This window comes from Stenotrophomonas sp. SMYL41 (genome assembly GCF_036319965.1).
In the GTDB taxonomy this organism is placed as follows: domain Bacteria; phylum Pseudomonadota; class Gammaproteobacteria; order Xanthomonadales; family Xanthomonadaceae; genus Stenotrophomonas; species Stenotrophomonas maltophilia_R.
The window spans coordinates 53,213-75,994 of record NZ_JAWIRX010000002.1 but is presented as its reverse complement, the minus strand read 5'-3'; the positions used below and the strand labels follow the sequence as shown (position 1 = coordinate 75,994).

The 22,782-nt window shown below is 68.3% G+C and carries 24 protein-coding genes; 16 read left to right on the top strand and 8 right to left on the bottom strand.

The window, feature by feature from the left end:
• Nucleotides 1-2: 2 nt before the first annotated feature.
• Nucleotides 3-278, bottom strand: a complete 276-nt coding sequence (locus tag V3B30_RS02770; protein ID WP_262082715.1) for a BolA family protein — start codon at nt 276-278, stop codon at nt 3-5.
• The gene (locus V3B30_RS02765; protein ID WP_032129789.1) at nt 275-574 is read right to left on the bottom strand and encodes a YciI family protein; all 300 of its coding nucleotides are present in this window, start codon (nt 572-574) and stop codon (nt 275-277) included. The genes V3B30_RS02770 and V3B30_RS02765 overlap by 4 nt, the downstream gene beginning before the upstream one ends.
• Nucleotides 575-949: 375 nt before the next feature.
• On the opposite strand from V3B30_RS02765, the gene V3B30_RS02760 reads away from it, so the two are divergent.
• Genes V3B30_RS02760 through V3B30_RS02750 form a run of 3 tightly spaced genes read left to right on the top strand, consistent with a single transcriptional unit; the run spans nt 950 to nt 4,371 of the window.
• A complete protein-coding gene (locus V3B30_RS02760) occupies nt 950-1,858 on the top strand; it encodes a ScpA family protein (protein WP_100473366.1) in 909 nt (302 codons plus the stop codon).
• A gap of 13 nt (nt 1,859-1,871) precedes the next feature.
• Nucleotides 1,872-2,747, top strand: a complete 876-nt coding sequence (gene scpB / locus V3B30_RS02755) for an SMC-Scp complex subunit ScpB (protein WP_100473367.1) — start codon at nt 1,872-1,874, stop codon at nt 2,745-2,747.
• Nucleotides 2,740-4,371: a pseudouridine synthase gene (locus tag V3B30_RS02750; RefSeq protein ID WP_262082716.1), complete on the top strand. Its 1,632-nt coding sequence runs from the start codon at nt 2,740-2,742 to the stop codon at nt 4,369-4,371. Before scpB ends, V3B30_RS02750 begins: the two co-directional genes overlap by 8 nt.
• 116 nt (nt 4,372-4,487) lie before the next feature.
• Here V3B30_RS02750 and V3B30_RS02745 read toward each other — a convergent pair whose 3' ends face one another.
• On the bottom strand, nt 4,488-5,276 hold the full coding sequence (locus V3B30_RS02745) for a helix-turn-helix transcriptional regulator (protein ID WP_262082717.1): 789 nt from the start codon (nt 5,274-5,276) through the stop codon (nt 4,488-4,490).
• 90 nt (nt 5,277-5,366) lie between these two features.
• Between V3B30_RS02745 and V3B30_RS02740 the strand changes: the two genes are divergently transcribed.
• Nucleotides 5,367-6,497, top strand: coding sequence for an MFS transporter (locus tag V3B30_RS02740; RefSeq protein ID WP_262082718.1), 1,131 nt, complete (start codon nt 5,367-5,369; stop codon nt 6,495-6,497).
• On the opposite strand, the gene V3B30_RS02735 is transcribed toward V3B30_RS02740, so the two are convergent.
• The 3 genes from V3B30_RS02735 to V3B30_RS02725 form a co-directional block, all read right to left on the bottom strand.
• On the bottom strand, nt 6,484-6,918 hold the full coding sequence (locus tag V3B30_RS02735) for a hypothetical protein (protein WP_262082720.1): 435 nt from the start codon (nt 6,916-6,918) through the stop codon (nt 6,484-6,486). The two genes, V3B30_RS02740 and V3B30_RS02735, sit on opposite strands and share 14 nt — an antisense overlap.
• A gap of 103 nt (nt 6,919-7,021) precedes the next feature.
• A complete protein-coding gene (locus tag V3B30_RS02730; protein ID WP_262082721.1) occupies nt 7,022-7,828 on the bottom strand; it encodes an amidohydrolase in 807 nt (268 codons plus the stop codon).
• A gap of 14 nt (nt 7,829-7,842) precedes the next feature.
• Entirely contained in the window at nt 7,843-8,991 is a 1,149-nt protein-coding gene (locus V3B30_RS02725) for a pyridoxal phosphate-dependent aminotransferase (protein WP_164116333.1), read from the bottom strand.
• A 180-nt stretch (nt 8,992-9,171) separates the two neighbouring features.
• Between V3B30_RS02725 and ccmA the strand changes: the two genes are divergently transcribed.
• The 11 genes from ccmA to V3B30_RS02670 all read left to right on the top strand — a co-directional run bounded on the left by ccmA (nt 9,172) and on the right by V3B30_RS02670 (nt 17,475).
• Nucleotides 9,172-9,801, top strand: coding sequence for a heme ABC exporter ATP-binding protein CcmA (gene ccmA, locus V3B30_RS02720; protein WP_014037834.1), 630 nt, complete (start codon nt 9,172-9,174; stop codon nt 9,799-9,801).
• Nucleotides 9,798-10,493: a heme exporter protein CcmB gene (gene ccmB / locus V3B30_RS02715; protein WP_006456616.1), complete on the top strand. Its 696-nt coding sequence runs from the start codon at nt 9,798-9,800 to the stop codon at nt 10,491-10,493. The genes ccmA and ccmB overlap by 4 nt, the downstream gene beginning before the upstream one ends.
• A gap of 43 nt (nt 10,494-10,536) precedes the next feature.
• A complete protein-coding gene (ccmC, locus tag V3B30_RS02710; protein WP_087923100.1) occupies nt 10,537-11,307 on the top strand; it encodes a heme ABC transporter permease CcmC in 771 nt (256 codons plus the stop codon).
• Entirely contained in the window at nt 11,304-11,492 is a 189-nt protein-coding gene (gene ccmD, locus V3B30_RS02705) for a heme exporter protein CcmD (protein WP_005410342.1), read from the top strand. The genes ccmC and ccmD overlap by 4 nt, the downstream gene beginning before the upstream one ends.
• A complete protein-coding gene (gene ccmE, locus V3B30_RS02700; RefSeq protein WP_100473374.1) occupies nt 11,489-11,950 on the top strand; it encodes a cytochrome c maturation protein CcmE in 462 nt (153 codons plus the stop codon). Before ccmD ends, ccmE begins: the two co-directional genes overlap by 4 nt.
• Nucleotides 11,951-13,870, top strand: coding sequence for a heme lyase CcmF/NrfE family subunit (locus tag V3B30_RS02695; RefSeq protein ID WP_262082722.1), 1,920 nt, complete (start codon nt 11,951-11,953; stop codon nt 13,868-13,870).
• A gap of 8 nt (nt 13,871-13,878) precedes the next feature.
• Nucleotides 13,879-14,496 carry a DsbE family thiol:disulfide interchange protein gene (locus V3B30_RS02690; RefSeq protein ID WP_201116834.1) on the top strand — a complete coding sequence of 206 codons (618 nt, stop codon included), beginning with the start codon at nt 13,879-13,881 and terminating at the stop codon, nt 14,494-14,496.
• Nucleotides 14,497-14,500: 4 nt separating this feature from the next.
• A complete protein-coding gene (locus tag V3B30_RS02685; RefSeq protein ID WP_262082723.1) occupies nt 14,501-14,950 on the top strand; it encodes a cytochrome c-type biogenesis protein in 450 nt (149 codons plus the stop codon).
• Complete coding sequence (locus V3B30_RS02680; RefSeq protein ID WP_100473378.1) at nt 14,944-15,933, top strand: cytochrome C biogenesis protein; 990 nt, start codon at nt 14,944-14,946, stop codon at nt 15,931-15,933. Before V3B30_RS02685 ends, V3B30_RS02680 begins: the two co-directional genes overlap by 7 nt.
• An 84-nt stretch (nt 15,934-16,017) precedes the next feature.
• The gene (locus V3B30_RS02675) at nt 16,018-17,130 is read left to right on the top strand and encodes a homoserine O-acetyltransferase (RefSeq protein ID WP_100473379.1); all 1,113 of its coding nucleotides are present in this window, start codon (nt 16,018-16,020) and stop codon (nt 17,128-17,130) included.
• A complete protein-coding gene (locus tag V3B30_RS02670; RefSeq protein WP_100473380.1) occupies nt 17,131-17,475 on the top strand; it encodes a DUF1294 domain-containing protein in 345 nt (114 codons plus the stop codon). It begins immediately after the preceding gene.
• A gap of 55 nt (nt 17,476-17,530) precedes the next feature.
• On the opposite strand, the gene cydC is transcribed toward V3B30_RS02670, so the two are convergent.
• Nucleotides 17,531-19,210, bottom strand: coding sequence for a thiol reductant ABC exporter subunit CydC (gene cydC, locus V3B30_RS02665; protein WP_262082725.1), 1,680 nt, complete (start codon nt 19,208-19,210; stop codon nt 17,531-17,533).
• Entirely contained in the window at nt 19,207-20,952 is a 1,746-nt protein-coding gene (gene cydD, locus V3B30_RS02660; protein WP_262082726.1) for a thiol reductant ABC exporter subunit CydD, read from the bottom strand. The genes cydC and cydD overlap by 4 nt, the downstream gene beginning before the upstream one ends.
• Nucleotides 20,953-21,179: 227 nt before the next feature.
• On the opposite strand from cydD, the gene V3B30_RS02655 reads away from it, so the two are divergent.
• On the top strand, nt 21,180-22,769 hold the full coding sequence (locus tag V3B30_RS02655; protein WP_049423960.1) for a cytochrome ubiquinol oxidase subunit I: 1,590 nt from the start codon (nt 21,180-21,182) through the stop codon (nt 22,767-22,769).
• Nucleotides 22,770-22,782 lie beyond the last annotated feature (13 nt).

Here is a 22,782-nt window from a genome sequence, read left to right as displayed (position 1 = left end):
GCTCAGCCCTGTTCTGACGGGGTGTGCGCGCGGATGGACAACGCGTGGATATCGGTGTCCATCATCAACCCCAGCGCGGCACAGATCGCCCGATGCCGGGCCAGTGGAGCCAGGCCGGCGAAGCGTTCACTGACCACATGCACGTTGAAATGGCCGCGCCCGTCGCGGGCACCGGCATGGCCGGCATGGCGATGGCTGTCATCCTCGATCTCGAGCACGCTGGGGGCCAGCGCCTGCTGCAGTGCGTCACGGATCCGTTCGATCCGCTCCGCGTTCACGGCAGGACCTTGCGGAACGGGCGCACCTGCACGCGGGTGTAGACGCCGGCGGCCACGTATGGGTCGGCATCGGCCCAGGCCTGGGCCTGCAGCAGCGACTCGAACTGCGCGATCACCACCGAACCACTGAAACCGGCCGGGCCCGGGTCTTCGCTGTCCACCGCCGGGCACGGCCCGGCCAGCAGCAGGCGTCCCTCGTCGCGCAGCGCGTGCAGCCGCGCCAGGTGTTCCGGCCGCGCCTGCAGCCTCTGCGCCAGCACATCCTGGCCGTCATACCCTTCGATCACATACCACACCGGCATTTCCTCTCTTGCGTTGTCGGGTCCGCAGATTCTAGCCAATGCGGCCCTCGTCCCGGCCCGGCTGGACACTGGCGCGACAAAGGCTTACCCTAGACTCCATTGCACGTGGCTGGATGCAGCAGCCCGTCGGTTTTTGCGGCCAACGCAGCCCCCGACGACCGATCCGCTGCTTCAAACCGGACCATCCGGCCGGGCCACGTAGACGACCTCCCCGTAGTTCCGTCGCTGCCGTCTCCTGCGGCGCGTCCTGCTGTTTGATATGTGTGGAATCGCGCCGATCCCGGCGTGTCTGGTGCCCTGGGGCTCCGTGGCGCTGGCCCGGTGAACCCGGTGCCGCGACTGGTCCGTTGCAATCCTGATGTCCATTAGATGACTTCCGAACTCGCGCTCGACGCGAACCCGCCAACCCGGCCGCCCGCCCCCCAGCAGCAGGAAATGCCGCTGGCCGTCGTGCATGGGCAACCTGTCCTGCAGATTCCGCAGGACCTGTACATCCCGCCGGACGCGCTGGAAGTCATCCTGGATGCCTTCGAAGGCCCGCTGGACCTGCTGCTGTACCTGATCCGCCGCCAGAACCTGGACGTGCTGGACATTCCCGTCGCCGAGATCACCCGGCAGTACGTGGAATACATCACCGTGATGCGCGAGCTGCGCTTCGAGCTGGCGGCCGAGTACCTGGTGATGGCCGCGATCCTGGCCGAGGTGAAGTCGCGGATGCTGCTGCCGCGCCCGGTCAGCGACGAAGGCGATGAAGCCGACCCGCGCGCCGAGCTGGTGCGCCGGCTGCAGGAGTACGAACGTTTCAAGCAGGCCGCCGAGGACATCGACGCCCTGCCCCGCCAGGACCGCGATACCAGCCTGGCACACGCCTTCATGCCCGAGCGCGCCACGGTGAAGCTGCCGCCGCCGGTGGACCTGAAGGAAATGCTGCTGGCCCTGCACGACGTGCTCAAGCGCGCCGAGCTGTTCAGCGGCCACGCCATCAAGCGTGAGGCACTGAGCGTGCGGCAACGCATGGGCGAAGTGCTGGGACGCCTGGAAGACGGCAAGTTCTATCGCTTTGAAGGGTTGTTCACGGCGGAAGAAGGCAAGCTGGGCGTGCTGGTCACGTTCCTGGCGGTGCTGGAACTGGCCAAGGAACAGCTGCTGGACATCGTCCAGGAAGAACCGCTGGCGCCGATCTACGTGAAGTCGCTGGCTGCCGGCAACACCAATGCCCCGCTGCAGTTCAGCAGCGAGTTCGACGACAACGACGACGCCGCCAATGCAAACGAGTGAGCGCTGACTGCCGATGGATCAATCGCTGATCAACCGCATTGTCGAGGGTGCCCTGCTGGCTTCCAGCCAGCCACTCACCCTGGCCCAGCTGAAGGACCTGTTCCCGGAAGAGGAACCGGCACCGCCGGGCAGCATCGAACGTGCGCTGGAACGCCTGCGCGAGGCCTGCGAAGGCCGCGGCGTGGAACTGGTCGAGGTCGCCTCCGGCTTCCGCTACCAGGTCACCGGCGAAGTGCATGGCTGGATCAGCCGGCTGTGGACCGAACGCAAGACCCGCTATACCCGTGCCACCCTGGAAACCCTGGCGCTGATCGCCTATCGGCAACCGATCACCCGCGGCGAGATCGAACAGGTGCGCGGCGTGGCGGTCAGCAGCAACATCATCCAGGCACTGGAAGAACGCGAATGGATCCGCGTGGTCGGCCACCGCGACGTGCCCGGCAAGCCGGCACTGTTCGGCACCACCAAGGGCTTCCTGGACTACTTCGGGCTGAAGCGGCTGGACGAACTGCCGCCGCTGTCGGAACTGAAGGACCTGGGCGAGCTGGAACCACAGCTGGCGCTGGACCGTGATGCACCGGCCGGCGCCGGCGCCGAGGGTCCGGACATCTCGGCCGGCGCCGATGGCGCCGCCGCGAACGATGACGCCGGCCTGGCCGGCAGTGACACCCCCGATTCCGCCGAGGCAGTTGCTGCGTCGGCCTCCGATGAGCAAGCACCTTCGCCCCTCGATGATGGGCACCCCGATTCCGCGCCGGGCGAGCGCGCGGTGCCAGTGAACGAACGCGAAGACAACGCCGTCGCGATGACGACCGTGGCTGTTGACCAAGCCGATTCCGAACCAGAGGCCGACCTCGAAACCGTCGGCCGGAGCAAAACTGATGAGTGACACCCCCCGTAACAAGCTCTCGCTGAAGCGCGAAGCCACCTCCGAACAGTTCAAGCTGGAAGAGCGCCTGCACAAGGTGCTGGCCCAGGCCGGCCTCGGCTCGCGCCGCGCGCTGGAACAGCGCATCGCCGAAGGCCTGGTCAAGGTCAATGGTGAAGTCGCGCAGACCGGCATGTCGGTCAAGAGCGGCGACAAGATCGAACTGGATGGCCGTGGCTTCGTCGCCACCGCCCTGGCCGAGCCGTCGCGCGTGCTGGTCTACAACAAGCCGGAAGGCGAAGTGACCACCCGCGATGATCCGGAAGGCCGCCCGACCGTGTTCGAGTCGTTGCCGCCGCTGAAGGGCGCGCGCTGGATCGCCATCGGCCGCCTGGACATCAACACCACCGGCCTGCTGCTGGCCACCACCGACGGCGAGCTGGCCAACGCCATGATGCACCCGTCGTTCGAGGTCGAGCGCGAGTACGTGGTGCGCGTGCGTGCGCCGGAAGGCGAGGAAAAGGTCTCCGACGCCATCGTCGACCGCCTCACCCGTGGCGTCGCGCTGGAAGACGGCCCGGCCAAGTTCGATGAAATCGAACGCATCGGCGGCACTGATTCGCACGACTGGTTCCGCGTCGTGGTGAAGGAAGGCCGCAACCGCGAAGTGCGCCGCCTGTGGGAATCGCAGGGCTGCCAGGTCAGCCGCCTGAAGCGCACCCGCTATGGCAAGGTGAGCCTGCCGCGCGAACTGGCCCGTGGCCATTCGGTGGAACTGGGCACCGCACAGGTTGAAGCCCTGCGCGCGCAGCTGAAGCTGGAAGAAGGCGCGCCGTCGGCACTGACGCTGCAGCCGGTGATCGGCCAGCGCCGCGCCGCCAAGACCACCGTGCGCGTGCGCGAAGGTGGCCGCGGCAACGCCTACGTCAACGGCCACAACACCGCCGACGAAGGCCGCGAGCTGCGTCGTTTCGACAACGTCCGCGAGGACCGCGGCCGTGGTCGCGGTGGCAAGGGTGGCGGCTTCAAGGGCGGCCTGACGGTCAGCGGTGAAGCGGCAGCCAAGCAGTCGCAGAAGCCGTTCAAGCAGCGCACCCAGAAGAACGATCGTTCGCTGCCGGAAGGCAATCCGGCGGCGTTCCGCACCTGGTACGTGCCGGATGGCGTGAGCACCGGCCCGAGCGGCCATCGCAACGCCGGTCCGGGCGCACGCGGCCCGGGTGCCCGTGGTCCGGGTGCAGGCGGCCAGGGTCGTCCGTACGGCAAGCCGAAGGGCCCGGGCGCCGGTGGCGGCCAGGGCCGTGGCGGTTTCGGCGGTGAAGGCCGTGGCGGCGCAGGCGGCCAGGGTCGTCCGGCCGGTGCGGGCAACCGCTCGCAGGGCCAGGGCAACAAGCACCCGTACGGTCATCCGGGCAATGCCCCGAGCTTCCCGTCCGACCACGCCACACCGGGTTTCAACCCGTATGGCAGCCCGAAGCCGGCGCATGGCGCCCGTCCGGGCGGTCGCGGCCCGGGCGGTGGCAACAACCGTGGCCCGGGCGGTAACCGTGGTCCCGGTGGCCCGGGTGGCAACCGTGGCCCGGGCGGCCCCGGCGGCAACCGCGGTCCCGGCGGCCCGCGTCGCAGCGGCCCGCGCGGTGGCTGATCACCGGCCCCACTGAAATGAAAAACCCCGGCTCCGGCCGGGGTTTTTCTTTGAAAAGGGGACGGAGGGGATTAAGTCGCTTTCTCCCCTTCGACACACAGCGCGGCAAAAGCGACTTAATCCCCTCCGTCCCCTTTTGCGTGGCGCTGGAAGGCGGCGGGCGTGGTACCGGTCATGCTGCGGAAGAATGCGATGAACGGGCTCTCGGCGGAAAAGCCGGTGTCCTGCGCCACATGCGCGACGCGATGGCCCAGCAGCAGCAACTCCATGGCCCGCATCAGTCGCCATTGCTGGCGCCAAGCTTGGTAGCCCATGCCGGTATCACGCTGCATCAACCGGCCAACGGTGCGCACGCTCAAGCCCGCACGCGCGGCCAGCTCGCCTAGTTCGGGCGGCAACTGCTCGGCCACTGGCAGGCAGCGCGCGATGCGTGGGTCGCGTGGCAGCGGCAGGTCCATCGGGGCCACCGGGGCGGCGGCGATCTCCAGCATGCACAACGCCAGTTGGTGGTGCGCACGCGGCGCCCGCCAGTCATGGTCGAACGGCGCCTGCGCGATCGGCTCCAGCAATGCCTGCAGCAGCGGACCCACGCCGATGATCGCCGGCTGCTGTGGCAACTGGGCCGACAGGGTGGCCTCGAAGTACAACGAACGGTAGTCGACCGCTTGGCGCATCTGCGCGCGATGGCGCAGCCCACCCGGAATCCACGCCGCGCGCGCGGGCGGCAGCAGGCTGATGCGGTCACCGTAGGTCAGGCGCGTACAACCTTGCCGGGTATACAGCAACTGCGCGCGTGCATGCTGGTGCCAACCCGAGTCGTGATCCGCCAGTGAGGCCGCGATGCCCAGCACCGGCGCGCTCCAGGCATCGGCATCGAAGTGCGCATCCGGCTGCAACCAGGCCATGTCTGATTTCATCCATTCAATGACAGGATAGACAGGGTGCGCCATCGCGGACACGACCACAATGCGCGGCCCTGTTCCTGGAGCGCCCGCATGTCGCGCCGCCTGTTGTTGCTCACCATCGCGCTGCTGATGTTCCCCCAGCTTGCGCAGACCCTTTACAGCCCTGCCCTGGCCGATCTGGCCGGGCGCTTCGCATTGCCCCCCGGCGCCGCCAGCCAGGCCATGAGCCTGTACCTGTTCGGTTTCGCCGCCGGTGTCCTGCTATGGGGGCGGATGGCCGACCATATCGGCCGTCGCCCTGCCCTGCTCTGCGGTCTGGCCGTGTTCGCACTGGCGGCCTGCGGCGGACTGCTGGCCAGCACGTTCGGCCAGGTCCTGCTGGCCCAGGCACTGGCCGCGCTGGGTGCAGCGACGGCCTCGGTGGTCACCCAGACCGTACTGCGCGACCACCTGAAGGGACCCGCGTTGGCGCAGGCGTTCTCGTGGATCGGCATGGCGTTGGCCCTGAGCCCGGCGATCGGGCTGGCACTGGGGGCATTGCTGGTTGCCAACCATGGCTATGCCGGCGTGCAGGCCGGCCTGCTGCTGATTGTCATCCTGCTGATGCTCGGATGCGCATCCGGCCTGCAGGAGAGCCGCCCTGCCGAAGTCGCGCACACGCCCCTGCTGCCACTGCTGCGACAACTGCTGCGTGATCGCTGGATCTGGTCACAAGCGCTGTTGGTGATGGCGTTCAACGTGGCCATGTACAGCTGGTACGCGCTGGGCCCGTTCGTGTTCGAACGCCTGCACTGGCCGCTGGCCTGGTTCGGCGCCAGCGGCGCGGTGCTGGCGTTGGGTTCGGCGCTGGGCGCATGGGGCAATGGTCGCCTGCTGCGCGCAGGCATTGCCTCCGCCACGCGCATCCGGCTCGCCGCAGGACTGGTGCTGGCCGGCGGGCTGTTGGCTGCATTGCTGCGCAATCAACCGGCACTGGTCGCGGCGATGGTACCGGTGGTGGCCGGGTTTGGCCTGGCCATCCCCAATGTGCTGGGCCAGGCCCTGCGCGGATATCCGCACTGCCTGGGCAGCGCGGGCGCCCTGTTCGGACTGCTCTACTACCTCTTGATCGGCGTGGCGATGGCGGTGGTCGGTGCACTGCAACTGCTGGCACCGACCCTCATCGTGTGTGGCCTGCTGGCCCTGTGGCTGCAGCGGCCAGTGCGGCTCAACGCCGGCTGATGGTGAAGGCGGCGCCGTCCACGCCCAGGTCCCAGCCCTTGCCGGTGCCGGACAGGGCCAGCGAGATGTCACCCTTGGTCATCACCTGCGCGTTGCTGGACTTCACTGCGCCCGCATGCGCGCCGACCGAGGCGTAGGTGCCCAGCAGTTCGTTGACACTCACGGCACCGGTGAAGCTGCCACGGCCATTGGTGATCTTCGACTTGCCCACGGTCAGGCCGCCGCCCTTCACTTCGATGCGCACCGGCAGGCTGGTGCCGTTGCTGCAGCTGACCGTGCCATTGCCGGAGGCGGTCTTGTAGATCAGTGACCAGCCGGACAGGTTGTAGCGCAGCTGGCAATCAAGGTTGCCGGCAGCGTGCGCGGCCGGGGCCAGCGTTGCAGCGGACATGGCCAGCAGCAGGGCGAAGGACTTGTTCATGGCAGGACTTCCAGTTCGGTCGGACTGCCGGCGAATCTAGCAGCGCGCGCGTGCACGTTGAATGCAGGCGCGCGCGCTGGTGCGACGGCGTTCAGGCCATTGCTCAGGCCTGTTCGTCCAGGTGGAAGGCATCGGCATCGAGCATCGCCGGGAAGCGCGCGCGGTGCGCGGCCAGCGCCTCGGCCGAGATGGTGGTGGTGACCACCTGTTCGCGTTCGCGGATTTCCACCTGCGGCTGTCCAAGGAAGTCGATCACCGCGCTGTCGCCAGCGTAATGCAGCTGGTTGCCATCGATACCAACACGGTTCACCGCCGCCACGAAGCACAGGTTCTCGATCGCCCGCGCACGCAACAGGGTCTTCCACGCATAGGCGCGCGCCGACGGCCAGTTGGCGACGAAGATCTGCAGGTCGAAATCCAGCTGCTGCGGACGCTCCACATTGAAGCGGTTGCGGCAGAACACCGGGAAACGCAGGTCGTAGCAGACCTGCGGATTGATCCGCCAGCCTTTCCATTCCACGCTCAGGCGCTCACGGCCGGCGGCATAGCGTTCGTGCTCGCCGCCGTAGCGGAACAGGTGGCGCTTGTCGTAGTACTGCAGGTCGCCATCGGGCGTGGCGAACAGCAGGCGGTTGTAGACGCCCTCGCCCTCGCGCAGCTGCACGCTGCCGATCACCGCCGCGTTCAAGGCCTGGGCCTGTTCACGCATCCAGGCCACGGTCGGGCCATCCATGCCTTCGGCCTGGGTGATGGCGTCGTTGGAGAAGCCACTGGTGAAGGTCTCCGGCAGGATCACCAGGTCGGTGGTGCCGGCCAGCGGTGCCAGCAACGCACCGTAGTAGGCGCGGTTGCCCGCCGGGTCATGCCAGCGGGTGTCGCCCTGGACAAGGGAAATGCGCAGGTCCTGCATGTCCGTACCTTCGCTCACAGCAGGCGCAGGCGTTCGATCGCCGCGTCCATGGTCGCTTCGTTCTTGGCAAAGCACAGGCGCACCAGGCGCTGGCCGGCCGGCGGGTTCTCGTAGAACGGCGACAGCGGAATGGCGGTGACGCCCTTCTCGATGGTCAGCCACTTCACGAACTCATGGTCCGGCAGGTCACTGATGGCCGAGTAGTCAACCAGCTGGAAGTAGCCACCCGGCACCGGCAGTGCTTTCAGGCGGGTGCCGGCCAGCTGCTCGCGGAAGCGATCGCGCTTGGCCTGGTAGAACGCGCCCAGCTCCAGGTGGTGTTCGGGCTCGTCGCGGATCATCGCGGCGAAGCCATGCTGCGCCGGACCGAAGCTGGTAAAGGTGTTGTACTGGTGCACCTTGCGGAACTCGGCGGTCAGCGCCGGCGGGGCGATCGCGTAACCGATCTTCCAGCCGGTGCAGTGGTAGGTCTTGCCGAAGCTGGAGATGACGAACGCACGCTCGCGCAGTTCCGGGTAGCGCAGCGCCGATTCATGGCGACGGCCGTCGTAGATGATGTGTTCGTACACCTCATCGGAGATCAGGTAGATCTGCGTGCCGCGCAGCAGCTCGGCCAGCGCCTGCATGTCCTGCGCCGACAGCATCGCGCCGGACGGGTTGTGCGGGGTGTTGACGATCAGCATGCGGGTGCGCGGGGTGATCGCTGCACGCACGCGGTCCCAGTCGACCGCGAACGTCTGCGGATCGAGCGACACATGCACGGCCCTGGCACCGGCCAGGTCGATCGCCGGTTCGTAGCAGTCATAGGCCGGGTCGAGCACGATCACTTCCTCGCCGGCACGCACCACGGCATGGATGGCGTTGAAGATGGCCTCGGTGCCGCCGCTGGTGACGGTGATCTCGCTGTCCGCATCGACCTGCGCGCCGTAGCAGTCCAGCGCCTTCTGTGCGATGGCCTGGCGCAGCGGCGCCACGCCGGTCATCGGCGGGTACTGGTTCAGCCCGGCGGCCATCGCCCTGGCGGTCTCGTCGATCAGGCGCTGCGGCGCCGAGAAATCCGGGAACCCCTGGCCCAGGTTGACCGCGCCGTGTTCGGCGGCGAGCTGGGACATCACGGTGAAGATGGTGGTACCGACCTTGGGCAGCTTGGTGGTGGGTTGCATCGGCCTGGGGATATGGGGAGACAGACCCCCGAGTTTACGCAATCCCTGCTTCGGTAGCGCCGGCCGGCAACCCGGGACGATCTGCGACGCTGGGTCGCACCTGCCGGGCAGCGGCCGGCACTACCCTGTGGATTCACCGCTACAATTGCCGCTGCACTCCGGCATGAAGACCTTTGCCCCTTGAACACCCCTGCATTGCTGGCCGCCAGCGGCCTGAGCTTCTCCCGCAATGACGAGCCGGTGTTCGGCCCGCTGGACTTCCATGTGGACGCCGGCGAAGCCCTGCTGGTGCAGGGCGGCAATGGCGCCGGCAAGACCACCCTGCTGCGCGTGCTGGCCGGCCTGGCCCGGCCCGGTGCTGGCCAGGTACGGATCGACGGCAAGCCGGCCAGCAATGCCGAGCGCGCGCGCTATGTCGCCTATCTCAGCCACCTGCCGGCCCTGAAGCCAGACCTCGGCACGCTGGAAAACCTGCATTTCCTGTGTGGCCTGCACGGCCGCCGTGCGCGGCAGATGCCCGGCAACGCGCTGGCCATCGTCGGCCTGGCCGGCTACGAAGACACCCTGGTACGGCATCTGTCGGCCGGACAGAAACGGCGGCTGGCACTGGCGCGCATCTGGCTGTCGCCGGCGCCGCTGTGGCTGCTGGACGAACCCTACGCCAACCTCGACCTGGAGGGCATCACCCTGGTCAACCGGATGATTTCGGCGCACCTGCGCGCCGGTGGCGCTGCGCTGGTCACCACCCATGGCGCCTATGCCGCACCGCCGGTGCGTACCCGCCAGCTCGACCTCGGCGGTGCCGCATGATCGCACCGGGTACCGAACCGGGCCTGTGGCAGACCGCGGGCGCCCTGCTCAAGCGCGACCTGCGCCTGCTCTGGCGCCGCCGCGGCGATGCGCTGCAGCCGCTGCTGTTCGCGGTGCTGGTGGTGGTGCTGTTCGCGTTGGCCCAGGGCCGCGAACCACAGCTGCTGGCCGCCACCGCCGGTGCGGTGCTGTGGCTGGCCGTGCTGCTGGCGGGACAGCTGTCGCTGGATTCGCTGTTCCGTTCCGATGCCGAGGATGGCTCGCTGGAACAATGGCTGCTGGCGCCGGTGCCGCTGGCCTGGCTGGTGCTGGTGCGCGTGCTGCTGCATTGGGCCACCACTGCGCTGCCGTTGATCGTGGTCAGCCCGCTGCTGGCCGAAATGCTGCATCTGCCGCATGACCAGCTGCCGATGTTGCTGGCATCGTTGCTGCTGGGAACGCCGTTGCTGAGCCTGATCGGTGGCGTGGTCGCCGCGCTGACCGTAGGCATCCGACGCTCTGGTATTCTCGTGGCGTTGCTGTCGTTGCCGCTGTACGTGCCGGTGCTGGTGTTCGGCGCGGGCAGCCTGGCGGCAGCCGGGCGCGGGCAGGATCCGGTCGGTGCGCTGCTGATGCTGGGCGCCGGCCTGCTGGTCGCGCTGGTGCTGGCGCCGCTGGCCACCGCCGCTGCAATACGTATTTCTCTGAGTTGACCGAGCTGAGAGCCAATCCACCCCTGCTGGATAGCCGCCACGCATGAATCCGATTGTCCGCTGGTTCCACCAACTCGGCTCGCCCCCCACGTTCGACCGTTTCGCTGCCCGCTGGTCGCGGGTGTTCTACCTCGCGGCGGTGCCGGTGCTGCTGGTCGGCATGTGGCAGGCGCTGCTGGTGGTGCCGCCGGAAGCCAAGCAGCTGGACAGCTTCCGCATCCTCTACATCCACGTGCCCAGTGCCTGGATGAGCCTGTTCGTGTTCGCGCTGATGGCGTTGTATGCGGCCATCGCGCTGATCTGGCGGATCAAGGTCTGCGAGATCCTGGCAATGGCCTGTGCGCCGATGGGCGCCGGCTTCACCCTGATCACCCTGTTGACCGGCAGCATCTGGGGCAAGGGCACCTGGGGCACCTGGTGGGACTGGGACCCGCGCATGACCAGCGAACTGGTGCTGCTGTTCCTGTACCTGGGCGTGATCGGCCTGTACCACGCCATCGAGGACCGCCGCAGCGCCGCGCGCGCAGCCGGCCTGCTGGCCATCGTCGGCGTCAGCCTGCTGCCGGTGATCCGCTACTCGGTGGACTGGTGGGGCGGCCTGCACCAGCGCCAGTCGATCAACGTGTTCGGTGAATCGGCGATCAGCAGCGCGATGATCGCGCCGCTGTGGTGGATGGTGATCGGCACCAAGTTCTGGTTCGCCGGTTCGGTGCTGGCCAAGGCCCGCGCCGACAATCTCGACCGCGAGGCCGGCAAGGCCTGGGTCGGCGGCCGCGTCGATGCCGAACGGCCGGCCCGGGAGGCCCAGCCATGACCCACCTGCCCTATGTGATCGGCGCCTACGCCGTGTTCGTGCTGGTGCTCGGCGCCGATGCCATCGGTTCGTGGCTGCGCCTGCGCGTGGCACGCCGGTTGGCACTGGCCCGCCAGCAGCGGCAGCAGACCCGCGCCGGCAGGCAGGACGCAGCGGCGCCGCTGTCGACGGAGCTCGAGCGATGACCCCGGTACAGCGTCGCCGCCTGGTGTGGGTGCTGCTGGCCCTGCTCGCCTCCGGCCTGGCCACCGCGCTGGTGGCGATGGCGCTGGAGCGCAACATCGCCTACCTGTACACCCCCTCGGAAGTCCTGCGCGGCGATGTCGATGCGCAGTCGCGCTTCCGCCTCGGCGGCATGGTGGTGAAAGGCTCCTTCAACCGCGCGGTCGGCTCGCTGGAGGCACGCTTCGAAGTGACCGACGGCGATGCCCAGCTGGCGGTGACCACGTCACGGATCCTGCCGGACATGTTCGCCGAAGGCACGGCGGTGGTCGCCAGTGGCCGCCTGCAGGACGGCGTGTTCGTCGCCGACGAGGTGCTGGCCAAGCACGATGAGAAGTACGTGCCGAAGGAAGTGGCCGACAAGATGGGCGACGCGCATCGCAAGCACGATGTGCCGGTGACGGCACCCGAGGTGCGCTGAGTGCTGCCCGAACTGGGTCAGATCCTGCTGCTGTGCGCGTTGCTGGCCTCGCTGCTGCAGGCCGGCCTGCCGCTGGTCGGCGCGCAGCGCAACAACACGGCGTGGATGGCGGTGGCACGGCCGGCCGCGTTCGCGCAGCTGCTGCTGCTTGCCGGCGCATTCGCCGTGCTGACCGCCGCGTTCGTGCAGCAGGACTTCTCGGTGCGCTACGTGGCCGAGAACTCCAATTCGCTGCTGCCGATGGTCTACCGCTACTCGGCGGTCTGGGGCGCGCACGAGGGCTCGCTGCTGATGTGGGCGCTGGTGCTGGCGCTGTGGACCGGCGCGGTGGCGCTGTTCTCGCGGCACCTTCCCGCGCCGGTGCAGGCACGCGTGCTGGCGGTGATGGGCGTGGTCAGTGTCGGCTTCCTCGCCTTCCTGATCTTCACCTCCAACCCGTTCCTGCGCCTGAACCCGGCACCGCTGGAAGGTCGCGACCTCAATCCACTACTGCAGGACCCGGGGCTGATCATCCACCCACCGATGCTCTACATCGGGTATGTCGGCTTCGCTGTGCCATTCGCGTTCGCGGTGGCCGCATTGCTGGAAGGCCGCGTCGACGCCCGCTGGCTGCGCTGGACGCGACCGTGGACCAACGTCGCCTGGAGTTTCCTGACCCTGGGCATCGCGCTGGGCAGCTGGTGGGCGTATTACGAGCTGGGCTGGGGCGGCTGGTGGTTCTGGGACCCGGTGGAAAACGCCAGCTTCATGCCGTGGCTGGTCGGTGCGGCGCTGATCCATTCGCAGGCCGTCACTGAAAAGCGTGGCACCTTCGGCAGCTGGACGCTGCTGCTGGCGATCGCCGCCTTCGCGCTGTCGCTGCTGGGTACGTTCCTGGTGCGCTCCGGCGTGCTGACCAGCGTGCATTCGTTCGCTGCCGATCCCTCGCGCGGCCTGTTCATCCTGGTGTTCCTGTCGGTGCTGGTCGGCGGCAGCCTGCTGCTGTACGCGCTGCGTGCCAGCCAGCTGAGCGTGGACGCCGACGATCCGCGCCGTGGCTTCACCGCCACCTCGCGCGAGACCCTGCTGCTGGCCAACAACCTGCTGCTGGCCACCGCCTGCGCGATGGTGCTGCTCGGCACGCTGTACCCGCTGCTGGCCGATGCGCTGGCGTTGGGCAAGATTTCGGTTGGCCCGCCCTACTTCGGCAGCCTGTTCCTGCTGCTGATGGCGCCGATGATCCTGCTGCTGCCGTTCGGCCCGCTGGTGAAGTGGCAGCGGGACCAGCCCTCGCGCGCGTTCGCGCTGCTGGCACCGTGGCTGGGCCTGGCGCTGCTGCTGGGCGCGCTGGCCTGGTGGCAGGCGCCGCAGAACGGCTGGAAGGCCGGCATCGGCGTGGCCGCTGCGGCCTGGGTCGGGTTGGGTACCGCGCGCTTCGTGTGGCAGCGCCTGCGCGGCAATGGCCGGTTCACCGCCGAGATGCTCGGCATGATCGTCGCCCACGCCGGCATCTCCGTGTTCCTGGCCGGCGCGCTGCTGGTGGAAGCGCTGAACGTGCAGCGTGAGGTGGCGCTGGCGCCGGGCCAGCAGCTGGTGGTCGGCCACTACGAAGTGCGCTTCGAGGGCGTGGACCATCGCGAAGGGCCGAATTTCATTGCCGACCGTGGGCACCTGCGCCTGTTCCGCAACGGCCGCGAACTGGCGCTGCTGCATCCGGAGAAGCGCCAGTACGCCAGCGGCGGCCAGGTGATGACCGAGGCCGGCATCGATGCACGCTTCGATGGTGATGTCTACGTGGCATTGGGCGAGCCGCTGGGCAACAATGCATGGGCGGTCCGGGTGCACATCAAGCCATTCGTGCGCTGGATCTGGCTGGGCGCGCTGTTGATGGCCCTGGGCGGATTCATCACCGCCGCCGACCGCCGTTTCCGTCGTCCGTAGGAGTTCCCATGTCCGAGTCCCCCACCCCGCGCCCCGCCCGCCCGCTGCCGCCGGTAGCCATCGTGATCGGCGTGCTGTTCTTCTTCGGCCTGCTCGGGCTGATGATCTACGGGGTGATGAAATCGGGTGATCCGCAGCGCGACGTACTGCCGTCGGCGCTGATCGACAAGCCGGCGCCGGCATTCGCGCTGCCGGTGCTGCACGACCCTGAGATGATCGTGAACAGCGACGAACTGCGCGGCGCGCCCTACCTGCTGAACGTGTGGGGCAGCTGGTGCGCGGCCTGCCGCGAGGAACACCCGGTGCTGACCCGTTTCGCCGAGAGCAAGCGCGTGCGCGTGATCGGCTACAACTGGAAGGACGACCCGACCGACGCGCTGCACTGGCTGGAACAGCTGGGCAACCCATTCATGGTGGTGCTCAGCGACGTCGAGGGCCGCACCGCGATCGACTGGGGCGTGACCGCCGCACCGGAAACCTTCCTGGTCGATGGCAGTGGCATCGTGCGCTGGAAGTACAGCGGTGCGATGACCCAGCGCGTGGTCGACGAGAAGCTGATCCCGGCGCTGCAGAAGATCGAGAAGGCCCAGGGCAGTGCCGGCAACACACTGCACACGGCGCCCTGAGCCCATGCGCTGGCTGCTGGCGCTGCTGCTCCTGATGCTGCCGCTGGCCGCGCTGGCGCAGCAGCCGCTGCATGATCCGCAGCCACTGCAGTTCCGCGACGGCGCCGAGGAGCGCCGCTTCCACGACCTGGCCGCGCAGCTGCGCTGCGTGCAGTGCCAGAACCAGTCGCTGGCCGATTCCAATGCGCAGATCGCGCAGGACCTGCGCCGCGAGGTGCTGCAGCTGATGCAGCAGGGCCACGACGACGCACAGATCAAGCAGTTCCTGGTCGCCCGATACGGTGAGTTCGTGCTCTATCAGCCACCGTTGCAGCCGGGTACCTGGCTGCTGTGGGGCGGCCCGTTGCTGATGCTCGGCGCCGGCGCACTGGTGGTGCTGGGCATCGTTCGCCGCCGTGGCCGCGCCGTCGCCGCCGTGCCGGCCAGCAAGGCCGACGAAGGAGATGGATGGTGAGTCATTGGCTGCCGATGCTGGCTGGGCTGGTGGCCGCGCTGATGGCGGCGCTGGTGCTATGGCCACTGCGCCATCACGGTCGCCGCGGTTTCGTGGTGGGCGTGCTCGCGCTGGGCGTGGCCGGTGCCTGCCTGTATCTGCTGGTCGGTGATCCGCGTGCGGCACAGGTACAACCGACGCCATCGGCAGCCACCCTGCGCGATGGCGTGCAGGCCCTGCAGGACGCACTGAAGCGCGACCCGCAGCGGGCTGATGGCTGGGCACTGCTGGGCCGGTCGCAGGCCGAACTGGGCAATGTCTCGGCCGCGGCAGACGCCTTCGCGAGGGCCGCCGCATTGGCACCGGATGATCCGGGCGTGCTGGTGGAAGCCGCACAGGCACGCGCGCAGGCCGATGCCGGCAAGCAGTTCGATGACACCGCAATGGCCTGGTTGCAGCAGGCGCGCACGCTGGCCCCGGACGCCGAGCGCGCCAGCTGGCTGCTGGGCATCGCCCTGCGCCAACGCGGAAAGAATGCCGAGGCTGCCGACGTCTGGAGCGGCCTGCTGCCACGGCTTGAACCGGGTGCTGCGCAGGCGCTGCAGGCACAGATCGCCATCGCCCGCGAGGCCGCCGGCCAGGCGCCCGATGCCGCCGCTGCGGCGCCACCGGCGCTGCTGCAGGTGCGCGTGCAGTTGCCTGCGCTGGAGAACGCCGAGTGGCCCGCCAGCACCCAGGTGTTCGTACTGGCCCGCGCCGTGGGTGGACCGCCGATGCCGGTGGCCGCGCGCAAGCTGCCCCTGGCAGGTTTCCCGGCCACGGTCGGGCTGGGCGACGGTGACAGCCCGATGCCCACCGCACCGCTGTCGGCCCATCGCGAAGTGGAAGTGCTGGCACGCATCTCGCGCAGCGGCAGCGCCAACCGCAGCGAGGACGACCTGCAGAGCGTTCCGGTGAAGGTGAGCCTGCCACATCAAGGCGTGGTGGAACTGCGGTTCCCTTGACGCGCCGCACGGCACTGCCGGGGGCATCGCCGATGGAAACCAGCGTGTCGCCAGCTCCACATGCGGCCCCGCTAGAATGACTGCATGACCGAATTCATCCCGCCCGGCACCCGCTTCCACGCCCTGCCCTCGCCATTCCCGTTCAAGCGCGGTGGCGCACTGCATGGCGCACGCGTGGCCTACGAAACCTGGGGAACACTGGCTGCCGACGCCAGCAACGCGATCCTGATCGTGACCGGGCTGTCGCCGGACGCGCATGCGGCGGCCAACGAGGCCAACCCGGCACCAGGCTGGTGGGAAGCGATGGTTGGCCCGGGCAAGCCGATCGATACCGGCCGCTGGTTCGTGGTCTGCGTGAACTCGCTGGGCAGCTGCAAGGGCTCGACCGGTCCGGCCTCGCTCAATCCTGCCAACGGCGAACCCTACCGCCTGGACTTTCCCGAACTGTCGATCGAAGACGGCGCACGCGCCGCCATTGAAGTCGTGCGTGCACTGGGCATCGAACAGCTGGCCTGCGTGGTCGGCAATTCAATGGGCGGCATGACCGCGCTGGCGGTACTGATGCTGCACCCGGGCATCGCGCGCAGCCACGTCAACATTTCCGGCAGCGCGCAGGCACTGCCGTTCTCGATCGCGATCCGCTCGCTGCAGCGCGAGGCGATCCGCCTTGATCCGCGCTGGAATGGCGGTCGCTACGACGATGCCGAGTACCCCGAGTCCGGCATGCGCATGGCGCGCAAGCTGGGCGTGATCACCTACCGCTCGGCACTGGAATGGGATGGCCGCTTCGGCCGCGTGCGGCTGGATTCGGACCAGGCCGACGACGATCCGTTCGGCCTCGAATTCCAGGTGGAAAGCTACCTGGAAGGCCATGCACGGCGCTTCGTGCGCTTCTTCGATCCGAACTGCTACCTGTACCTGAGCCGATCGATGGACTGGTTCGATCTGGCCGAGTACGCCGACGGCGATGTGCTGGCCGGGCTGGCGAAGATCCAGGTGGAGAAGGCGCTGGCGATCGGTGCCAACACCGACATCCTGTTTCCGGTGCAGCAGCAGCAACAGGTCGCCGACGGCCTGCGTGCCGGCGGTGCCGATGCGCGCTTCATCGGCCTGGAATCGCCGCAGGGCCATGATGCCTTCCTCGTCGATTTCGAGCGTTTCGGCCCGGCCGTGCGCGGCTTCCTCGACGCGCTGTAAGTGGCGTGGCGGCGTAACCTCGCGCTGGCTGCATTCGGCGCGCTGGCCGCCTTGATGATCAGCGGTGTGCTGCCGCTGTGGCTGGGTGGCTGGTGCCTGCTGGCCAGCGCGGTGTCGTTCGGGCTGTATGGCCACGACAAGCGCGCGGCGCAGCGAAAGCGATGGCGCATTCCCGAGCGCACCCTGCAACTGCTGGCCTTTGCGGGTGGTTGGCCCGGCGCGCTGCTGGGCCAGGCGCTGTTCCGCCACAAGCACCGCAAAGCCGAATTCCAGTGGGTGTTCTGGCTGTGCGTGCTGGCCAACGTAGCCTCGATCGCGGTGATGCTGCGCGAGTTCTCGCGGTAACCGTTGGAATGGATGGATCCACGCCATGCGTGGACGTGCCGACCAGGGTCGGCATCTACCGAAGCACTTCGCGCTCCAATACTCCATCACGCAACCGGTACTGCGCATCGACCACGCCGTCGGGCAGCTCGTCGTGGGTGATCATCAGCAGGCTGCGCCCGTCCAGAAGCCCGGAAAGATCCTGCAGCAGCGCGCGCGCGGTATCCACGTCGAGGCCTTCGGTCGGTTCGTCCAGCAGCAGGATCGGCGCAGTGCGCAACAGCGCGCGCGCCAGCGCCAGCCGTCGCGCCTGGCCTGCCGACATCGTTGCGCCGTTCTCGCCGACCCAGGCCTGCAGGCCACCGTTGCGCTCGGCCCAGTCACCCAGGCGCACGCGACGCAGCACCGACCACAACGCGGCATCGCTGGCATCGGGATCACCCAGCCGCAGGTTCTCGGCCACCGTGCCGGCAAAAACCGGTGCGTTCTGCGGCAGCCAAGCGAGCTGGCGGTGCCACTCGGCCTGGGCGACGTCGCGCAGGTCACGGCCACCATAGGTGATTCGCCCCTGTTGCGGATCCCATAGCCGCAGCAGCAGGCTCGACAGCGTGGTCTTGCCACTGCCACTGTCGCCGCGAATCGCGATGCGTTCGCCCGGCGCCAAGGTCAGCTGCACGCCGGACAACACCGGCCGTGCTGCACCCGGCCACTGGAAATGCACGTCATCCCAATGCACGCGCGCCGCCTGCGGCACCGGCTGCGGTGCCTGCGGATCCTGCACCGTCGGCGGTTGCTCGACGATGGCCTGCAGGCGATCGGCAGCAATGCGCCCGGACTGCAGCGACTGCCAGGCCAGGCCCATGCCGGCCCACAGTTCGATCAGCGCCACGGTCAGGAACACGAGGCCTGCGGCCATTTCCGGCGCGATGCGCTGCTGTTCGGCCGCATGCAGGGCCAACGCCAGCATCGCCACTAGCCCCAGCCCGGCGACCAGGCCGTGCAGGGTCGAGGCCGCGATCAGACGCCAGCGCCGACGACGATCCCGCGAGGCCAGCTGCTTGGCGGCCACGCGCACCTTCAGCTGCCAGGCCGCATCGGCATGCAGCGCGGCCAGATCACCGGCCCCTTCCAGCCCTTCGAACGCGGCGGTGCGCAATGCGGCGCGGTGCGCGGCACGGTCCGCCTCTTCATCGTCGTGGCCACGCACGCCCAGCCACGGCACACCGAAGGCGATCAGCAGTGCCAGCACCGCCAGCAGCATCGCTGCCGAGGGCAGGATCAGCGCCGCCGAGGCGACCGCCACCAGTGACAGCGCGCCCAGCGCCACCAGCGGCCCGATCGCACGCACCAGCAGCCCATCCACTTCGCCGATGTCCCCCAGCAGCCGCGCCAGCAGCTCGCCGGTACGCGTGGCCCCCAACCGTGCCGGGGCAAGTGGCAACGCGCGGCGGAAGAACCACACGCGCAGGTCACGGGCAATGCGCAGCGTGGCATCGTGGCCAACCAGCTTTTCGAAGTAGCGCGACACGATGCGCGCCATGGTCAGGCCGCGGATTCCGGCCGACGGTGAGAAGAAATTGAAGCCCTGGCCGAGGCCGGCTGCACCTGCCAGCGCGGCTGCGGTGAGGAAGCCACCCGACAGGCCGAGCAACGCGGTGCCTGCCAGCATCGTGGTCCACAGCAGCAGCACGGTCAGCAACAGGCGCGGGCGATGGCGCAGGAACACCGCGCGCAACGAATCGGGCGAACGGCTCATGCGCGCACCGCCTGTGCCGGCTCGACCAGGCGGCCTTCCGGCAACAGCAGGCAACGGTCAGCCCACGCGATCACCGCCGGGCTGTGGGTGGCGACCACCACGCTGCGCCCGCGTGCATACGCGGCCAGGCTGCGCAGCAGGGCCGCTTCGGTATCGGCATCGAGGAATGCGGTGGGCTCGTCCAGCAGCAGCACCTGCGGGTCGCGCAGCAGCAGGCGGGCCAGGCCGATGCGGCGGGCTTCGCCACCGGACAGGCCGAAGCCGCGCTCGCCGATCACGGTATCCAGCCCCTGCGGCAGGCGCTGCGCGAACTGCAGCACCTGCGAGGCCTCGGCCACCGCGCGCAGCCGTGCATCGCTGGCACCGGGATCGGCCAGGCGCAGGTTCTCGGCGATGCTGCCATGGAACAGGTACGGTCGCTGGCTGGCATAGGCCACCTGCACGCCGGGCCGCAGCTGCAGCTTGCCGGCACGCGGTGGCAACCAGCCGGCCAGCGCCTCCAGCAGCGTGCTTTTGCCGGAGCCGCTGGGACCGACCAGGGCCAGGCGCTGGCCCGGCTCCAGCAGCAGGTCCAGATCCTGCAGCACATCCTGCGGCGCACCCAACGGGCGCAGCACCAGCCCTTGTGCCTGCAGTGGTGGCAAGGCGGCCTCGGCCGGCTCCACTGCCAGCGGTGCAACCTCGTTTTCGATCAGGCCCTGCTCGTCCGGCAGCGACTGCAGCAGGCGCTCCACTTCGGCGGCGGCAGCCAGTGCATTGGCACGATCGTGGTAGTGCGCGGCCAGCCGTCGCAGCGGCGCATAGAACTCCGGCGCCAGCAGCAGGCAGAACAGGCCCGCGCCCAGTGTCGGCACCGCTGCATGCAGCGACATCATGCCCAGATAGCTCAGGCCCAGGTACAGCGCCACCATCGCCACGCTCACCGAGGCGAAGAATTCCAGCACCGTGGACGACAGGAACGCGATGCGCAGCACCTTCAGCGTGCGCACGCGCACGCCTTCGGCGGCAGCCTCGATGCCCTCCAGCTCGGCGTCACCGCGGCCATACAGGCGCAGCAGGCCCAGGCCCTTGATCCGGTCGGCGAAATGACCGCTCATGCGCGCCAGCTCACCCAGCTGCGCGCGGCCGGCGGCTTCAGCGCCCCAGCCCACCAGCATCATGAAGAACGGCACCAGCGGCGCGGTGAACAGCAGGATCAGTGCCACCACCCAGTCGACCCAGGCCACGGCGGCCAGGATCAGCAGCGGCACCACCACCACTTCGGTGCGTACCGGCAGGAAGCCACTGTAATAGCTCTCGATCGCATCACCGTGGTGCAGCATCAGTTCGCCCAGTTCACCGGTGCGGCGCTGCCGCAGCCACAGCGGGCCATGGCCCAGCAGGCGCGCGAACACGCGTTCGCGCAGTGCCAGGCGGGCGGCATCGGCCACGTCACCGGCAGCGGCCTGGGTGGCGCTGCCCAGCAAGGTGCGCAGCACCAGGATCACGGCCAGCCCACCCAGCACCGGCAGCCCCGAGGCCAGCGGTGCGCGCTCCACCAGTACCTGCTGCACCAGCCAGGCGATGGCGGCGGCCTGGCCGATCAACAGCGCGCCGGACAGGCTGATGCACAGGGCTGCCAGACGCTGGCGGCCCCGGGCGGAGCGTGCCAGATCGGCCAGCCAGGCCGTGCGGACACGCCGCTGGCGGGTGGTTTCAGCTTCCGGGGACAGGCCGTCGGGGGTCGTTTCGGCAGCGCTCAAGGGGTCTTCACGGGCAACGGGGGAGACACGGCATTGTAGGCGCAGGCAATAGCCGGCCTCTGCGGCCAGCGGTCGCAGTCTTCATCAGGTTGGCATACGATCAACCGGGGCACCTGTTCATACATTGATCTGGATCAAGGCTGTTTGAAGTAGTCGGTCACATCATTCACGTCGTAGACCACCCTTCCCGCCACCTGCAACGGCACTATCCACGAGGTAGCCAGGCCATGATTGATCAGACAGTCGTAGAACTGTCGCGGCTGCAATTCGCGCTGACCGCGATGTACCACTTCCTATTCGTACCGCTCACCCTCGGCCTGTCCTTCATGGTGGCCATCATGGAGAGCGTGTACGTGATGACCGGCAAGGAGATCTGGCGCAGGATGACCCTGTTCTGGGGCGTCCTGTTCGGCATCAACTTCGCCATGGGCGTTGCCACAGGCATCGTGATGGAATTCCAGTTCGGCATGAACTGGTCCTACTACAGCCACTACGTGGGTGACATCTTCGGTGCGCCGCTGGCCATCGAAGGCCTGATGGCGTTCTTCCTGGAAGCCACCTTCGTCGGCCTGTTCTTCTTCGGCTGGAACCGCCTGACCAAGGTCAAGCACCTGATGGTGACCTGGCTGATGGCGCTGGGCACCAACCTGTCGGCCATCTGGATCCTGATCGCCAACGGCTGGATGCAGAACCCGACCGGTGCGGTGTTCAACCCGGAAACCATGCGCATGGAAGTCGTCGACTTCATGGCCGTGGTGTTCAACCCGGTGGCGCAGGCCAAGTTCGTGCACACCGTCAGCGCCGGTTATGTGACCGGTGCGGTGTTCGTGATGGCGATCAGCGCCCTGTTCCTGCTGCGCAACAAGCACAAGGACCTGGCCCGCCGTTCGTTCGCGGTGGCCGCGGCGTTCGGCCTGCTGTCGTCGCTGTCGGTGGTGGTGCTGGGTGACGAGAGCGGTTACGCCGCCAGCGAGCACCAGAAGATGAAGCTGGCCGCGATCGAAGCGATGTGGGAAACCGAGCGTGCGCCGGCCGACTTCACCGCCTTCGGCATCCCGAACCAGGAAACCCACCAGAACGACTACGCGGTGAAGATCCCGTACCTGATGGGCCTGATCGCCACCCGCTCGTTGAACCAGCCGATTCCGGGCATCCTGGAACTGGTCGAGCGCGCCGAACACCGCGTGCGCGGCGGCCAGCTGGCCTACGGTGCGCTGGAACGCCTGCGTGCGAACAAGAACGACGTCGAGGCACGCGAAATGTTCGACCGCCATTGGCAGGATCTGGGCCACGGCCTGCTGCTCAAGCGCTACCGCGATGACATCCTCAACGCCACCCCGCAGGAAATCTCGCAGGCGGCGATGGACACCGTGCCGCGCGTGATGCCGCTGTTCTGGACCTTCCGCGTGATGGCCGGCCTGGGCTTCTACCTGATCGCCTTCTTCGCACTGGCCTTCTACTACTCCTGCCGCAACAACTTCCAGGACAAGCGCTGGTTCCTCAAGCTGGCCCTGTGGACGCTGCCGGCACCGTGGATTGCGATCGAATGTGGCTGGTTCGTGGCCGAGTACGGTCGCCAGCCGTGGGCGGTCGATGGCGTGCTGCCGACCTTCTATGCGGCATCGGGCCTGGCCCTGCATGAAATCGTGCTGACCCTGGCCGGCTTCACTGCGATCTACACCGCGCTGATCGTGGTCGAGATCAAGCTGATGCTCAAGGCGATCCGCAAGGGCCCGGACGAGGTGCTGCCGTCGCTGCAGTCGCCCCAGCCGCATGCTTCCCACAATGCCTCGGCGCCGGCCGCCGGCCAGGCCTGAGGCAGGAGAACCA

What these genes read in the sequence shown, in the direction of transcription:
- V3B30_RS02760 (WP_100473366.1), top strand. Translation starts at nt 950, where the DNA reads ATGACTTCCGAACTCGCGCTCGACGCGAACCCGCCAACCCGGCCGCCC.
- scpB (WP_100473367.1), top strand. Translation starts at nt 1,872, where the DNA reads ATGGATCAATCGCTGATCAACCGCATTGTCGAGGGTGCCCTGCTGGCT.
- V3B30_RS02750 (WP_262082716.1), top strand. Translation starts at nt 2,740, where the DNA reads ATGAGTGACACCCCCCGTAACAAGCTCTCGCTGAAGCGCGAAGCCACC.
- V3B30_RS02745 (WP_262082717.1), bottom strand. Translation starts at nt 5,276, where the DNA reads ATGGCCTGGTTGCAGCCGGATGCGCACTTCGATGCCGATGCCTGGAGC.
- V3B30_RS02740 (WP_262082718.1), top strand. Translation starts at nt 5,367, where the DNA reads ATGTCGCGCCGCCTGTTGTTGCTCACCATCGCGCTGCTGATGTTCCCC.
- V3B30_RS02735 (WP_262082720.1), bottom strand. Translation starts at nt 6,918, where the DNA reads ATGAACAAGTCCTTCGCCCTGCTGCTGGCCATGTCCGCTGCAACGCTG.
- V3B30_RS02730 (WP_262082721.1), bottom strand. Translation starts at nt 7,828, where the DNA reads ATGCAGGACCTGCGCATTTCCCTTGTCCAGGGCGACACCCGCTGGCAT.
- V3B30_RS02725 (WP_164116333.1), bottom strand. Translation starts at nt 8,991, where the DNA reads ATGCAACCCACCACCAAGCTGCCCAAGGTCGGTACCACCATCTTCACC.
- ccmB (WP_006456616.1), top strand. Translation starts at nt 9,798, where the DNA reads ATGATCGCACCGGGTACCGAACCGGGCCTGTGGCAGACCGCGGGCGCC.
- ccmC (WP_087923100.1), top strand. Translation starts at nt 10,537, where the DNA reads ATGAATCCGATTGTCCGCTGGTTCCACCAACTCGGCTCGCCCCCCACG.
- ccmD (WP_005410342.1), top strand. Translation starts at nt 11,304, where the DNA reads ATGACCCACCTGCCCTATGTGATCGGCGCCTACGCCGTGTTCGTGCTG.
- ccmE (WP_100473374.1), top strand. Translation starts at nt 11,489, where the DNA reads ATGACCCCGGTACAGCGTCGCCGCCTGGTGTGGGTGCTGCTGGCCCTG.
- V3B30_RS02690 (WP_201116834.1), top strand. Translation starts at nt 13,879, where the DNA reads ATGTCCGAGTCCCCCACCCCGCGCCCCGCCCGCCCGCTGCCGCCGGTA.
- V3B30_RS02685 (WP_262082723.1), top strand. Translation starts at nt 14,501, where the DNA reads ATGCGCTGGCTGCTGGCGCTGCTGCTCCTGATGCTGCCGCTGGCCGCG.
- V3B30_RS02680 (WP_100473378.1), top strand. Translation starts at nt 14,944, where the DNA reads ATGGTGAGTCATTGGCTGCCGATGCTGGCTGGGCTGGTGGCCGCGCTG.
- V3B30_RS02675 (WP_100473379.1), top strand. Translation starts at nt 16,018, where the DNA reads ATGACCGAATTCATCCCGCCCGGCACCCGCTTCCACGCCCTGCCCTCG.
- cydC (WP_262082725.1), bottom strand. Translation starts at nt 19,210, where the DNA reads ATGAGCCGTTCGCCCGATTCGTTGCGCGCGGTGTTCCTGCGCCATCGC.
- V3B30_RS02655 (WP_049423960.1), top strand. Translation starts at nt 21,180, where the DNA reads ATGATTGATCAGACAGTCGTAGAACTGTCGCGGCTGCAATTCGCGCTG.